This is a genomic window from Rhodococcus sp. MS16 (assembly GCF_013277795.1).
GTDB classification, from domain to species: Bacteria; Actinomycetota; Actinomycetes; order Mycobacteriales; family Mycobacteriaceae; genus Rhodococcus_F; species Rhodococcus_F globerula.
On record NZ_VBTM01000003.1, the window covers coordinates 312,600 to 326,875 of the forward strand.

Genomic DNA, 14,276 nt, shown 5'->3' on the forward strand with positions numbered 1-14,276 from the left:
CCCAACTACATTCACGACACCTTCAACAAATTGCCCACCAGATCAGCGGGTTCGTCGACGTACAGACTGATCCTGTCGACAAATCCGCTCCGGCGGTATCGCGGGATCAACGCCGGAAGTTCGACGTGGATCGGTTGTCGCAGAACCACATCGACGTTGGTTCCGTCGAGATTCGGCAACGTCAACCGACTGCCTTCTAACTCCGGTGTTGTTGTGTCGAATCGACGCACACACGCCGCCGACGCCATAGACTCTCGGTCGATCGAAGCGACAACTGTTCCGGATTGTCGCACCACGAACCGTGTGTCCGTCACGAAATGTGGATGAACCCGATGCAGAGCCAGGTAGCCGAACAGCACCACCAACGACCACACGGACGCCACTGCAAGAATCACACTGAGCCACATCCATGGCACAAGAATGTGCAGCACCGCCATTTCGATGACGGTGGCAACGCCGAAAGCGACAGGAAGAACCAATGATCCACCGCTGGATCGAACAACGACGGCGCCTTGCTCCACAACTGCGTCACGGCCACGAATCCAGAGCCACAACGCCCCAAGTTTTGTGTTCGAGAATGTCATCGCCCCTCACCTTCGTCGACTATTCGCGCCACGAGCGCGCGCTGAACCCGCAGTACTACCTCACGTTGCGCCGGGTCCGGAACAACATCGTCGAGCGAGACGGGCATGCCTAGCCCGACGTCTGACTGGGCCCTCAGGTCCGCAATTGTCTGCTCGTCGAATTGGGCCAGGATGCTGCATGCGAGCTGCCCAATCGCGCTCTCGATCGAAACCGGCTCCTTCCCTTCGATACTCGACCAGTCCGACAGCGACGCGAGGTAACGGGAACGCTTCTCGTCATCCGCGATCACCGACGCATAGGAGTGTAAAAACTGCTCGGGAGCACTTCCCGTCATTGCCAGCACCTCGAGAAGATCTCGTTCACGCTCGAGCGCGCGCTGCACTCCCGGCGACGACGCGGTATCGACGGCCTCGGTCAGAGCTGACGCAACGTCCGTAGGCAAGGCAGACACAGTGCGGCCGCTCTCGGCGTCCGCGAGCATCGACGTCAGTCCGACATGCCGACGCGCCAGTTTTGCCTGTTCGACTTCCACTGCCCCGATCAACGCTCGGAGATCGGCAACGGTATCGCTCACCCCTTCTCCCGAGGTGTCTGCGGCGAACAACGCCGCTATCGAACCCAACGGAACACCCCGCTCGGCCAACCAGCGAATGCGGACCAACCGTACGACGTCATCCATCGTGTACTCGCGGTACCCGTTTGCCCGCCGGACGGGTTCCGCGAGCAATCCGAGCCGATGGTAGTGCCGCACAGTCCTCGGTGTGGTCTGAGCAGCCTCCGCTAGCTGTCCTATTCGCATGAACACAGTGTCAACCATGACGTAGCGTCAAGGTCAAGATTCATTGGCAATATCGCTGGAACACAACTGTGCCCCAGCGACAATGTCGCTGGGGCACAGTCATCCCTCGTACCGAGTTAGCCGTTGACACCCAACTCACGCAGGCGCGCCTTGTACAGTTCGACGTTGCCGAGCTTGACGTCCTCGTAACCACGAACCATGTCCGGGAGAGCCGCGATGTCGACGGCGCGGTCGTAACCTTCGGCGCCCAAGGCGCGGGACAGATCCGCGACGATGGTCTCGTACTGGTCGAGCAGTTCACGCTCGACCTTGCGAACGTGCATGTAGCCGAACGGATCGAGCTTGGTGCCGCGGAGCTTCTTGCCCTTCGCCAGAACCTTCAGCGCGACATGCGACTTCGGCCCGAACCCGATCTTCTTCTTGCGACCCATCACCTTGAGAATCGGCGGGTGCAGTTTGTATGTCAGGTTCTCCCCTGCAGGCACCTGGGACTTGACCTCGTCGATGAAGGCGGGATCGACCAGCATGCGAGCAACTTCGTACTCGTCCTTGTATGCGGTGAACTTGAACAGGCCGCGGGCGACCGCTTCACTGAAGTCGGTGCGCTCGGTTGCGGCCCGCTCGGCGGTCCAGACTGCCTGAACCTGATCGATGTACCGCGCAGCGACCTTGACGGACTGGAACTCGATGAGCTGCGCCGCACGCAGTTCCACCAGTCGCAGGGTTTCACCAGCCAAGGTTGTCCCGGCGAACATGTGTGCCGGTGCGACGACCGGTGTGCGGACGGACTTGGCAGGCGTCGTGACGGCCTCGAACGCAATCGTGTCGGCAATTGCCGCGCGGCCCCAGCGGAATGCGGCGATATTTGCTTCCACGGCAACACCGTTGATGCCGATCGCCTCTTCGATGGCCTCAGCCGGAAGACGAAGTCCCCCGCTTTGGTAAGCCGCACCGATGAGCAGGAAGTTGGCTGCTGCCGTGTTACCGAACAACTCCTGGGCCGCGGCAAGTGCATCGAACGAACGCAGCGTCCGCGAGACCTTGTCAAGGCGAGCCAAGAGGGAGGACTCCTCCGGGTAGCGAACATCCTTGTCGTAGACCATGTCTCCGGTCGGCGTCTGCGACGTCGAGGCGATGGAGATGGTCGACTCGTGGTTGCCGTAGTCGAGGTTCTTGTTGTCGGTCGCGGTCAGCAGGTCGAAGGCAACGATGCAATCCGCACTGCGCGGGGTGAGCCGATTGGACGGCTCGAGCGCTCCGGAACTGAAACGCAAGTGGGAGACAACGGGTCCGGCTTTCTGACTGAGACCGATCTGGTCAAGGCTCTCGACCTCGAGGCCGGCGCGCAGCGCTGCTGTTGCCAGCACCTGGTTGACGGTGACGATGCCGGTGCCGCCGATACCTGCGAGGAAAACATTCTGGGTTGTGGTGAGCGGGCCCAGATCAGGATCTGCGACCACTGGCGGGACCGGACGAGCGGCCTTGGGAGCCTTCTTTCCGGGAACCAGTTCGACGGTCACGAACGAAGGGCAATCGCCGTCCATGCAGGTGTAGTCGGTGTTGCACGAGGTCTGGTCGATCTTCGTCTTGCGACCGTACTCGGTGTCCACCGGCTGAACAGACAGGCAATTCGACTTCACTCCGCAGTCGCCACAGCCTTCGCACACCGCTTCGTTGATGACGACGCGAGTGTTGCGGGTGGGCAACGTGCCACGCTTGCGCTGACGCCGCGCGTCGGCCGCACAGTGCTGGTCGTAGATCAGGACCGTGACGCCCTTGATCTCGCGAAGTTCCTTCTGAGCTTCGTCGAGACGATCGCGGTGCCAGAGTTTGGTGCCCTTGGCCAGGGCACGCTTGCTGTGCCGGCCCGGATCGTCCGCACAGATGATGATCTGCTTGACGCCCTCGGTGGTCAGCTTGTGGCTGAGTTGAGCAACGGAGAGGGCACCTTCTGCGTCCTGCGCACCGGTCATCGCCACTACCTCGTTGTAGAGCAACTTGTAGGTGATGTTCACGCCTGCAGCGATGCACGCCTGAACAGCCAATTGACCGGAATGGAAGAAGGTGCCGTCGCCGATGTTCTGGAACAGGTGAGGCACGTCGGTGAACGGTGCCTGCCCGATCCACTGGCTGCCCTCGCCGCCCATCTGCGTCAAACCGGTGACAGCGCTGTCCTCACGGCCGGACATGGTGACGAGTGTGTGGCAACCGATTCCGCCGCCGCCGATGGAACCCTCGGGGATTGCGGTGGAACGGTTGTGGGGGCACCCACTGCAGAAGTACGCGGTTCGCTTGGCGGAGAGCACGTTCAGCGACAGCGGAGCCGGGAGGGTGCGCTTGAGCTCGACGTGCGGCTTGAGTACGCGGCGCAACGGGGCGAGCAACCGGCCTGCGGTGAGCTCACCACTCGCGGGCATGAGCAGACGGCCCTGGCCGTCGCGCTTACCGATGATGCGAGGCGCATCATCGATTCCGTAGAGGATCTCTCGAATCTGAGCCTCGACGAATGCCGTCTTGTCCTCGACCACGATGATCTGCTCGAGCCCGGTTGCGAACTCTCGCACCGACTCCCCCACCACCGGGTACGGCATACCGATACGGAGCAGCCGAATTCCCGCACGATGCAGGGCTGCGTCGTCGACACCCAGGTCTGTCAGAGCCTGACGTACGGAGTCGAATGTGGTTCCGGTAGCGGCGATTCCGATCTTGGCACCTGACGGATCAACCTCGATCACATCAAGATTGTTCGCGGCGCCGTAAGCCTGCACCAGATCCCACCGGGGTCCGTACAAGTCGGCTTCTGCGATGACGCTGTCCGGCGGCGCTGCCATCTGACGCTGCTTGTAGACAAATGGCTTACCTTCGAACTGCACCTCGGGCACCACGATGTCGAAGTCGGCGATGCTGCCGTCAACCGTCCACGCGCCGTCCGCTACGTCGGCAACGATCTTCAGGGCCACAACACAACCGGATGCGCGTGAAAGCGCCACCGCGTGCATGCCCATCGTGATGATTTCTTCGGCGTTGCGGGGGAACAGAACCGGCACGCCCATTGCTGCGAGGGAGCGCTCACTCACTGCAGGTACGGTCGACGATTTGGATGCAGGATCGTCGCCCACCAGAAGGACGACGCCGCCCCTGGGGTTGACGCCGTACATGTTCGCGTGGCGGATGGTATCGGTAGCGCGGTCGACACCGGGCCCCTTGCCGTACCAGATGCCGGTCACGCCGTCGTGGGTCGCGGTTCCTGCAGGAAGGTCTGTTTGGCTACCCCAGACCGCGGTGGCCGCAAGTTCCTCGTTGAAGCCGGGTACGAAGGTGATGTCGTGCTCGGCGAGCACCTTGGGCATCCCGTGGAGCATCTTGTCCACGCCGCCGAGGGGACTCCCCTGGTACCCGGAGACAAAGGTGGCGATCCGCTTGCCTGCGCGGATGTCGCGGACATGCTGTTCGACGAAGCCACGAGCGATTGCCTGAACACCGGTCAGCAACACCGGACCCGATCCCGACCGGTACCGATCGTCGAGGTCATAGGGCTTGGTCTGGGCTACGCCCGACACCAGTTCAGTCATCGTGACCACCGTTCCTGTCTTCAGCACATTTCGTTCTGTTCAGGTGATCGTTATCGAGGTATGAGAAAGCGTCAACAGAGGGCGCTTGAACTATTCAATACGATCATCAAGTGAGCTGGATCACCCTGGTTAGTTCATCGAATCGGTCAGCTGGAGACGCGTTCGTGACGACCGCGGAAATCAGGTGCAAAATTCCCCTTGACCTTGACGTTACGTCAACTTACACAATGGATACAGCGCACCGATAGAGGAAGGGAGTGGAAAACAGTGACCGAATGGTCCATCCAAGAGCTTGCCAAAGCTGCGGGAACCACCAGCAGAACCCTGCGCCACTACGGCGACCTGGGACTACTGAAACCCCATCGAACGGGAGCAGGTGGATACCGCTTCTACGACGACACAGCACTGGTTCGGCTTCAGCGAATCCTGCTGCTGCGTGAACTCGGCCTAGGACTGCCGGTCATAGCGGAGATTCTGGGCGGCGAACGAGACACAACAACCGCCCTGCACACTCACCTCGAACTGCTCGAACAAGAACGCGCCCGGATTTGTCGCCAGATCGATTCGGTGACAACAACATTGAGAAAAACCGAGAAAGGACTACCACTCATGCCTGAAGAAGTGTTCGACGGCTTCGACCACGCTCAATACAAAGACGAGGTGATCGAACGGTGGGGTAGCGACGTATACACCAGCAGCGACAAGTGGTGGCGCTCGATGTCCGAGCAGGAGAAGACGTCTCACCTGAACGCGCACAAAGACATCGCCGCGGCGTTCGGCAAAGCCGCAGCAGACGGGCTCGGACCCGAATCCGACACCGTCCAGGCCATCACCCACCGCCAGTTCACCTGGGTCAAAACCGGTTGGCAGGGAAAGACTCCCAGCGCCGACGCATTTATCGGACTGGGACAGATGTACGTCGACGATCCACGATTCCGCGCCAACTACGACGTCCACGGTCCGGGTACGGCAGAGCTGATCCGCGACGCGATGACCGTGTACGCGGAGACCAACCTACGGTGAGAACCGTTGGCGCACCGGTTCTGCGCCGAGCAAGGAGAGCCGGTGTGCCGCGGCAACCGCCTCGTCACGCGAATGGACACCGAGCTTTCGGTACAACCGCCGAATGTGACTTTTCATCGTGTTCTGGGTGACAAAGAGCTTCCGGGCGATATCGGCGATGGGCAGTCCGTCCGACAATCCGCGGAGCACTTCTGCCTCACGCCTGCTGAGGACCAGGCGTTCGATTGTCGGGGGATACATCTCTACCGCTTCGGATTCGAGAAAAGCGACAACAGAGCTGCTACGTGATGGTGCGCGCGTTTCGAGATCCTCGATCACTCGTCGCGGAATTGTCGAGAACGCGGAAAGAGCACCGGTGCTCTCGACCAATTCACAAGCCCTGGACCAGGAATCGCCGGCATCCGACCACTCACCCAAACTGTGATATGCCGCGGTTTCTACCAGTTTCGCCTCGGTATGCACCCTGGGATAGAAATCTGCGCTCCAGTCGATTGCCCGGCATAGTTGCAGGGCTCGCTCAGGGTTCCCCGTCAGAAAGTAGGCACGCGCCGCCGAGACCTGCACTATCGGCAAGTGGTTCCCGAGAACCGCAGCCTCGCCAATTGCCTTGGCGCCTTCACCGGCGGCCAGGAGCAAATCGATGCGCGCGGCGCTCAGCATTGCGACACCGCTCGAGACGCCACAATTGACGGGCGGTTCGTTTGCGGCGCCGGCACGTTGAAGAGTGACCAGCCCCGCGAAAGGATCGCGCCGAGCCAATGCCCACCGCGTCCGGGCATACGCTTCGAAGGCCCACACGTCGCCAGCCGGCGAGATACCGTCGAGAATCTCGATCGCCGCAGCAGCCGCGGAAAGATCCAACGTATCCAACGCAATCAAGAGCCGGGCGATTGCGCCGCCGATATGGGACGGCGGTCCCAGCCACCCGGGAACGTCGGGTTCTACCCCTTCCGCGAGAAGCCATTGCGACGCCTCCGAAAGTCTGCCGCGCAGAACCTCATTGAGCGCCGCATTGCCGGCTGAATGTCGCGCAACAAAACGTGGACCGCTGTGAAGCGCATCCTGGTATGCGATCGCCAATTGTGTGGCTGCGTCGTCGACATTGCCGACAAGTTGAAATGCGACACCCCAGATCAGACGCAGAGCTGGTAGCTGACTTCTGAACTCGTCGATCCGGCCGACATCCAGATAGTCCGCGATATCGACGAGAGTGCGTGCGACGTCGGCTGATCGCCCGTGCTCTCCCGATGCGCGCAACACGATAACTTGAACCGTTCCGCTGTTCAGTTGGGCGAGCACGTCGGTCATCGCAGCGACGTCCGCAAGTTCCGAGGACTCCGTGTTGTAGGTGTCGAGATCCACGGAGGGTGTACGCAACCGGAACTCCAGCATGTCGCGCCCGACCTGCATGGAACGACTTGCCGACATGATCTCTTCCGGCATGGACCACATAGCTTTTCGGAGCAACCCGGAATGCGCTACCAGGAGATCCGCCCAGTGCCGGCTGAGAATGGCAGCGACCTCCGACCAGTCCTGCGCGTCGATTGCGTAGTGGACCGCATCGGCGATATCACCGTGGTCGAGGCAATACCGCGACAGTAGGAGCAACCGCTCCCTGGAAGCACCGCCGGTTTCGTCGTCGATCCTCATCAGCGCTTCACGAACGGCAGGAGGAAAATACCAATTCTCCCGATGCCGGTCGCGGAACAACAAGGCGGACGATTCGAGCCGATTCATCAGCGGGGCAACGTCGACCCCCGGGACCAACAACTGCGCTGTTGCCACAGTAACAGTCCGCGCCGCAGCGATTCGAAGCGTGAAATTCGACAACTCGGTACGCGCAGCCTTCGGAGGCACCTGGCGCTTTGTGTAGCCGTAGAGCGCCAGATCGATGCGCTGCATAATTATCTCGCGGCTACGGGAGCGCTCCGGAAGCCCGCTCACGACATCCACAGCCACCTTCATCAGCGCGGGTACACCCGCCAACCGCCCGCAGATCGAGTGGACAACATCGGCAGGCACGGCAATACCGGCTCCGGAAAACAGTGCCACTGCTTCGTCCGGTGTGTATCGCAAATCGTCTACGGTCAGGCTCTCCTCGATGCGGACGTTGTCCAGGACCTCCACGGATGCTCGATCTTGCAGTGTGACAATTATTTTCAATCCCGGCACGTCGTCGATCAGGGCAGTGAGCCGCTCACCGAGGCCATGCCCCTCGATCAGATCCACCCGGTTGAACACCACCACGAACGGCACCGTCGATGCCGCAAGATACTCGCGCATCTTGCGTTCGGGGTACGCGTGATTATCCGCGAGCCTCGGAACTGCCTCGCAGGAATCCTGAATGACGGTCAGTGCCTTGTCCCAGTAGTCGATGTGATTTGTGGGCGCATCAGGCGCAGGCACCCACACCACCGGCCGATTCGGCAATGGAGCCGGGGCCGACAACCACAACCCGGCGAGTGCGGTTTTACCAAACCCACGGGGAGCGTCGAGAACAGTCAATCCCGACGGCGATTGCATCAGCTTGACGAGTCGAGCACGGGGCGTCGACGACGCGGCCCCCAGCAGCCTGCGGCGCACGGAGACACGACTTCTGGGCTTGCGGTCGATCGGATCCGACTTCGATCCGGGCACTACGCGAGCCCTACTGCGGGCACGCCCCGAAACCGGGAGGCAAACCCCCGGCCCGAGCAGAAATTCCACACAGATCCGCGCACAGTATCGACCATAGGCCCATGTCCACCGCAGTGTGAATGCGAAGCGTCTCCACTTCATGCCCGTTTTGTCTCACATTGTGGCGCCGATCACTTATCTCTGCTATTTTCCGGAAAGCGCCCCTGACCTGGCCTATTTCACATAACATCCCCCGCGTGCCCATGATTGAGCCCCGGATTGACATATCCACGGGATTTGTGGACGCGGCGGACCGTGACGACTACTGGCGAGCAGCGACTCGGCCCTTCTACGTCACCGAACGCGCCGGCCGAGATGTCCCACTTCACGGGACGATCTCGGGTACTGCCACCGGGACGTCACTGATCGGCGAGACCACCGTCAACAGTCAGAACTACGTGCGAAACCGTCGACTGATCACGGAAAGCGAACTGGACGATCACTACGTGGTCCAGGCGTGGACAGCCGGCGCGATGGGCGGCGACGCCGACGGTGTCGACTTCCTCGTCCGGACGAACGAGGTCTCGTTTGTCGATTTAGGCAAACCGCTTCGCGCGAGCGTCCGAACACACTCGGAGCGCACTGCCCGCACGATCAGTCTGGTTGTGCCGCGTGCACTCGTCGAGGCCTCGTCGCACGGTCGCTCCTTGCACGGCACCGTCCTGACGGGAATGCCCGCGGTAGTTTTCTCGCAGTGCCTGCAGTCGATCTCGGACGCACTCCCACACCTCGACTTCGCTGGCGCGGCGCAGTACGAAAACGTTGTCGAATCGCTGCTGAAAGCCAGTGTGGGGCACGTTGCACCCGAGCAACAACTTCGAGCACCTCCGGAGGGTCTTCGAGCGTGCGCCCTGGTGTACATTCTCGATCATCTCGGCGAGAGTTGGCTCAGCCCTACGACAATCTGCGTTGCACTGGCAGTCTCCCGGGCGCAGCTCTACCGTGCGTTCAACGACGAGGGTGGGATTGCGCAGGTGATCCGCCGTAAGCGACTAGAACATGCGTACCGCGAACTGACGACACCGGATTCCGCCGACGCGTCCGTGGAAGATATCTCTCGCCGTTGGGGATTCACGTCAAAACCGCACTTCGTACGAGCCTTCGAGGCTTACTACGGCACTACTCCGAGCAGAGTGCGACTCGAAGGCCGGCGCACGATCGGGAATCCGTCGATCAACCGCCTTCACCGCCACCTGACATCATTGTCTACTGGAACTGCTTGAGAGCCCTGATCTTGTTCATCACGTCGAGTGCAGCAACCTTGTACGCCTCAGACAGCGTCGGGTAGTTGAAGACCGCATCCACAAGGTATTCCACGGTACCGCCGCACCCCATGACCGCCTGTCCGATGTGGACGAGATCTGTTGCTCCCGAACCGAAGATGTGAACCCCGAGTAACTTGAGGTCGTCCGTGGATACCAGAATTTTCAGCATTCCGTATGAGTCGCCGGCGATCTGACCGCGGGCAAGTTCGCGGTAGCGCGACACCCCGACCTCGTACGGCACCGATACCTCGGTCAAGTCGACCTCGGTTGCGCCGACGTATGACACCTCGGGAATCGAGTAGATGCCGATAGGCTGCAAATCCATCAACTTCGCGCCAGGTTCTTCGAACGCGTGATACGCCGCCAGTCGACCCTGATCCATGGAAGTGGCTGCAAGAGCCGGGAATCCGATGACATCGCCGACGGCGTAAATGTGCTCGACCTTGGTGCGGAAATTCTCGTCCACGTAAATTCGGCCGCGGTCGTCGGCCTCGAGTCCGGCATTCTCCAATGCCAGAGGCGCGGTAAGACCTTGACGCCCAGCCGAATACATGACGGTTTCGGCTGGAATCCGCTTGCCGCTACCCAACGTGGTGAGAGTTCCGTTGGCGCCGACGTCGACGGCAGTCACCTCCTCACCGAATCGAAACGTCACCGCCAGATCCCGCAAGTGATACCGAAGCGATTCGATGATCTCAGGGTCGCAGAAGTCCAGCATCGAGGTTCGTTTCTCCACGACGGTGACCTTGGTGCCGAGCGCTGCGAACATCGACGCGTATTCGATTCCGATAACACCAGCGCCGACCACGACCATGGTGCCGGGAATGGACGTCAGATTCAGGATTCCGTCGGAATCGAGAACTCGGTGGCTGTCGAACGAGACGCCCGCCGGACGCGCAGGCAGTGTGCCCGTGGCGATCACGACGAACTTCGCGGTAATCGTCATCTTGTCGCCGCGCGAAGCATCCTCGACGAGGATGGTGTGCGCGTCGACAAATGATCCGACTCCGACCAGCAGTTCGACGCGGTTACGCAAGAGTTGTGATCTCACCACCTCGATCTCCTTGGTGATGACATGCTGCGTTCGAGCCAACAGATCCGCCGGTGTGATGTTCCCCTTCACCCGGTAGCTCGCGCCGTACAGTTCGCGCTGATTCATGCCGGTCAGATAGAGAACCGCCTCCCTCAACGTTTTCGACGGAATGGTGCCGGTATTGACGCACACTCCCCCGAGCATGTTGCCCTTCTCGACCATGGCCACTCGTTTGCCCAGCTTGGCGGCCGCGATTGCCGCCTTCTGCCCGCCCGGGCCGGAGCCGATGACAACCAGGTCATATTCCGTCGAATCGCTCATCGTTCAGAAGTACCGTCCACACGCGTCGGACAGGTGGCAGGCGTGTCAATACTCCGTGAACGACCGCAGGCGTCCAAGATAGATTTTGCACAGCTAGGTTGTGCACAACTAAACTGTGCGCTACAGTGTTTTTTGTGACCAACCCGCTCGCCCTCGAACACCAACTCTGCTTCGCCCTCTACTCGGCGTCGCGAGCAACCACGGCCGCCTACCGAACCATGCTGGAGGACTTGGGAATTACGTATCCCCAGTACCTGGTCCTGCTGACACTGTGGGAACGCGACGGCCGCGGCGTTCGGGATATCTGCGACGCCCTTGATCTCGACACCGGCACTCTCTCGCCGCTCCTCAAGCGACTGGAAAGCCAAGAGCTCATCGAGCGCCGACGCCTGACCAGTGACGAGCGCCGCGTCGAGATTCACCTGACCGAGAGCGGTTTGGCACTGCGCAGCAAGGCAGAAGACATACCCCGCACGCTCGCCGAGGCAACGGGACTTGATCTCGACGAACTGGTGAAACTCCGGGAAGTCCTGGTCCGGCTAGGCAAGCACCTTCAAACATCCAACGCTGTCGACGGAAAGAAGAAGCCATGAACATCGTGTACACCGCAGAAGCACTGGCCACCGGCGAAGGTCGCAACGGCCACGCCCGCACCTCCGACGGACGCCTCGATCTCGGCCTGGCCATCCCGAAGGAAATGGGCGGCAGCGGCGACGGCACCAATCCCGAGCAGCTCTTTGCCGCCGGATATGCGGCGTGCTTCCACTCTGCACTGCAGATGGTCGCCCGAGCGGAGAAAGCCAATGTTGCGGACTCTGCGGTGGGCGCTCGCGTCGGCATCGGCCCGAACGACGCCGGCGGTTTCGGACTTGCTGTGACGCTTGAAGTTTCACTTCCCCATTTGCCCCATGAACAGGCCGTCGAGCTGACGGAGAAGGCGCACCAGGTGTGCCCGTACTCCAACGCAACTCGCGGCAACATCGAGGTCACCCTCGAAGTAAGTAAGGACGATTAATGAGTTCCACCCCCACAATCAGCCGCGAGATCCACCTTGCATCCCGGCCGAACGGTTGGCCGACCCCCGAGAACTTCTCCACAGTCGAGGTCGAACTTCCCGAACTCGAAGACGGCCAGATCCTGGTGCGCAACATCGCGATCTCGGTCGATCCGTACATGCGTGGACGCATGAACGACGTGAAGTCGTACCTGCCGCCCTTCCAGATCGGCGCGGCTCTCGACGGTGGCGCAGTCGGAGAAGTTATCGCCTCGAAGTCCGCCGATCGCACTGTCGGAGACGTTGTTGTCCACGGCCTCGGGTGGCGCGAGTACGCGATTCTCGACGGGACAGCCGTCACTCCCGCTGATACGTCCATTGCCCCAGCCACGGCCTACCTCGGTGCGCTCGGCATGACGGGCCTCACCGCGTACGCGGGACTGACAGCTGTTGCCGAGTTCAAAGAAGGTGACACCGTATTCGTCTCCGGCGCAGCAGGAGCCGTCGGATCACTGGTCGGCCAGATCGCAAAGCTCCTGGGTGCCAAGCGTGTGATCGGCAGCGCGGGCTCTCCGGCGAAGGTCGCTCGTCTCCTCGAACTCGGCTTCGATGCCGCGTTCGACTACCACGACGGACCGGTCACCGAACTTCTCGCCGCTGCCGCACCCGACGGAATCGACGTCTACTTCGACAACGTCGGCGGTGAACATCTCGAGGCGGCTATCGACGCCATGAATTCTGGCGGCCGAATCGCGATGTGCGGAGCCATCGCTCAGTACAACACCACCGAAAAGCCCACTGCCCCCAGCAACTTGGCGGCAGCGATCGGCAAGCAGCTCACATTGCGCGGATTCCTGGTTGGCGGATACCGCCATCTCGGCCCCGAGTTCCGCACCCACATGGCGGGGTGGCTCGCCGACAACAAGATTGCGTGGGACGAGACCATAGTCGAAGGTCTCGACAATGCCCCGCAGGCGTTCATCGATCTGATGCGCGGCGCGAACACCGGCAAGATGGTTGTCACGCTGTAAGAGCGGAACTGCTGTAACAGTGCAACTGCTGCGATGGCCGCGAATCCCACTGGGGTTCGCGGCCATCGGCGTCACAGTCCGAACGACACTCCGGTCAACTTTTCGGAAAGCGTCCACAGGCCCGCTGCGGTCTCGGTATCGTGCGATTTCTTGTTCGAGCCAACCACTTTCGGGTATCCACGCTGCTCGAACGGACCGTCCGGGCCGATATAGCTGCCGCCGAATGCATCAGGAACGGTTGCCGCATACAGCTCCGGCAATGCGCCCATCTCCGCAGACTGCGCGATGATCCGGTTGCCGATGCCCATGAGCTTGTCGAAGACGGACTCGGTGTGGCCCTGCAGGTTTGTCGACGCATACCCCGGATGCGACGCCAATGCCTTGAGCGGCGAACCCGACGCAGCCAGTTTGCGTTGAAGTTCGTACGTGAACAGCAGATTGGCGAGTTTGGACTGCCCGTACGCCAGCCACCGGTTGTATTTGCGATGCTCGAAGTTGAGATCATCGAGATCGACGGTTCCCAGTTGGTGCAGTGCGCTCGACATCGTCACGACACGATCCGTCAGCTTGTCCTTCAGCAAGCCGGTGAGCGCAAAATGCCCCAGATGGTTTGTGCCGATCTGCATTTCGAAACCGTCGACCGTCCGGCGGAAGGGTATCGCCATGACACCGGCGTTGTTTACCAGAACGTCGACGGCGTCGGTGGCGTCGGCAAATGCCCGCACCGACGCCAGATCCGCAAGATCGAGTTGCCGTACCACTGCGTTGGAACCGATCTCCGCCGCAATGGGTTCAGCCTTCGATGTGTCGCGGCACGCAAGTACGACGGTTGCGCCCGCTTTGCCCAATGCTCGTGCAACTACCTCCCCCAACCCACTGTTGGCCCCGGTCACCACAAACGTGCGGCCGGTCTGATCGACAACGTCTTCTGCAGTCCACTTGGTCATGAAATCCAGCGTACGTGTGTTACCAGCCGG

Annotated in this window: 11 protein-coding genes; 5 read left to right on the top strand and 6 right to left on the bottom strand. The window is 61.1% G+C overall.

Annotated features, from left to right (window positions below):
• Positions 1–11: 11 nt before the first annotated feature.
• From FEZ60_RS06465 to FEZ60_RS06475, 3 genes are all read right to left on the bottom strand, one after another.
• Entirely contained in the window at positions 12–584 is a 573-nt protein-coding gene (locus FEZ60_RS06465; protein ID WP_052683586.1) for a hypothetical protein, read from the bottom strand.
• Positions 581–1,384, bottom strand: a complete 804-nt coding sequence (locus FEZ60_RS06470) for a MerR family transcriptional regulator (RefSeq protein WP_239654769.1) — start codon at positions 1,382–1,384, stop codon at positions 581–583. Before FEZ60_RS06470 ends, FEZ60_RS06465 begins: the two co-directional genes overlap by 4 nt.
• 116 nt (positions 1,385–1,500) lie before the next feature.
• A complete protein-coding gene (locus tag FEZ60_RS06475; RefSeq protein ID WP_116102355.1) occupies positions 1,501–4,956 on the bottom strand; it encodes an indolepyruvate ferredoxin oxidoreductase family protein in 3,456 nt (1,151 codons plus the stop codon).
• 267 nt (positions 4,957–5,223) lie between these two features.
• Between FEZ60_RS06475 and FEZ60_RS06480 the strand changes: the two genes are divergently transcribed.
• The gene (locus FEZ60_RS06480; protein WP_033234014.1) at positions 5,224–5,979 is read left to right on the top strand and encodes a MerR family transcriptional regulator; all 756 of its coding nucleotides are present in this window, start codon (positions 5,224–5,226) and stop codon (positions 5,977–5,979) included.
• Here FEZ60_RS06480 and FEZ60_RS06485 read toward each other — a convergent pair.
• Positions 5,971–8,616, bottom strand: coding sequence for a LuxR C-terminal-related transcriptional regulator (locus FEZ60_RS06485; protein ID WP_346343337.1), 2,646 nt, complete (start codon positions 8,614–8,616; stop codon positions 5,971–5,973). The genes FEZ60_RS06480 and FEZ60_RS06485 overlap by 9 nt on opposite strands.
• Positions 8,617–8,858: 242 nt before the next feature.
• Here FEZ60_RS06485 and FEZ60_RS06490 point away from each other — a divergent pair, with 242 nt between their 5' ends.
• Positions 8,859–9,878: a helix-turn-helix domain-containing protein gene (locus tag FEZ60_RS06490; protein WP_095888324.1), complete on the top strand. Its 1,020-nt coding sequence runs from the start codon at positions 8,859–8,861 to the stop codon at positions 9,876–9,878.
• On the opposite strand, the gene sthA is transcribed toward FEZ60_RS06490, so the two are convergent.
• Entirely contained in the window at positions 9,862–11,274 is a 1,413-nt protein-coding gene (gene sthA / locus FEZ60_RS06495) for a Si-specific NAD(P)(+) transhydrogenase (protein WP_172935754.1), read from the bottom strand. The genes FEZ60_RS06490 and sthA overlap by 17 nt on opposite strands.
• Before the next feature lie 134 nt (positions 11,275–11,408).
• On the opposite strand from sthA, the gene FEZ60_RS06500 reads away from it, so the two are divergent.
• From FEZ60_RS06500 to FEZ60_RS06510, 3 genes are read left to right on the top strand one after another with little or no spacing between them, the layout of a single operon-like run.
• Positions 11,409–11,867: a MarR family transcriptional regulator gene (locus FEZ60_RS06500; RefSeq protein ID WP_045068883.1), complete on the top strand. Its 459-nt coding sequence runs from the start codon at positions 11,409–11,411 to the stop codon at positions 11,865–11,867.
• Positions 11,864–12,289, top strand: coding sequence for an organic hydroperoxide resistance protein (locus tag FEZ60_RS06505; RefSeq protein WP_033234010.1), 426 nt, complete (start codon positions 11,864–11,866; stop codon positions 12,287–12,289). Before FEZ60_RS06500 ends, FEZ60_RS06505 begins: the two co-directional genes overlap by 4 nt.
• Positions 12,289–13,299: an NADP-dependent oxidoreductase gene (locus FEZ60_RS06510; RefSeq protein WP_045068881.1), complete on the top strand. Its 1,011-nt coding sequence runs from the start codon at positions 12,289–12,291 to the stop codon at positions 13,297–13,299. Before FEZ60_RS06505 ends, FEZ60_RS06510 begins: the two co-directional genes overlap by 1 nt.
• Positions 13,300–13,370: 71 nt before the next feature.
• On the opposite strand, the gene FEZ60_RS06515 is transcribed toward FEZ60_RS06510, so the two are convergent.
• Entirely contained in the window at positions 13,371–14,246 is an 876-nt protein-coding gene (locus tag FEZ60_RS06515) for an oxidoreductase (RefSeq protein WP_045068879.1), read from the bottom strand.
• Between the last annotated feature and the right edge of the window lie 30 nt (positions 14,247–14,276).

What these genes read in the sequence shown, in the direction of transcription:
- FEZ60_RS06505 (WP_033234010.1), top strand. Translation starts at nt 11,864, where the DNA reads ATGAACATCGTGTACACCGCAGAAGCACTGGCCACCGGCGAAGGTCGC.
- FEZ60_RS06515 (WP_045068879.1), bottom strand. Translation starts at nt 14,246, where the DNA reads ATGACCAAGTGGACTGCAGAAGACGTTGTCGATCAGACCGGCCGCACG.
- FEZ60_RS06490 (WP_095888324.1), top strand. Translation starts at nt 8,859, where the DNA reads ATGATTGAGCCCCGGATTGACATATCCACGGGATTTGTGGACGCGGCG.
- sthA (WP_172935754.1), bottom strand. Translation starts at nt 11,274, where the DNA reads ATGAGCGATTCGACGGAATATGACCTGGTTGTCATCGGCTCCGGCCCG.
- FEZ60_RS06470 (WP_239654769.1), bottom strand. Translation starts at nt 1,384, where the DNA reads ATGCGAATAGGACAGCTAGCGGAGGCTGCTCAGACCACACCGAGGACT.
- FEZ60_RS06510 (WP_045068881.1), top strand. Translation starts at nt 12,289, where the DNA reads ATGAGTTCCACCCCCACAATCAGCCGCGAGATCCACCTTGCATCCCGG.
- FEZ60_RS06465 (WP_052683586.1), bottom strand. Translation starts at nt 584, where the DNA reads ATGACATTCTCGAACACAAAACTTGGGGCGTTGTGGCTCTGGATTCGT.
- FEZ60_RS06475 (WP_116102355.1), bottom strand. Translation starts at nt 4,956, where the DNA reads ATGACTGAACTGGTGTCGGGCGTAGCCCAGACCAAGCCCTATGACCTC.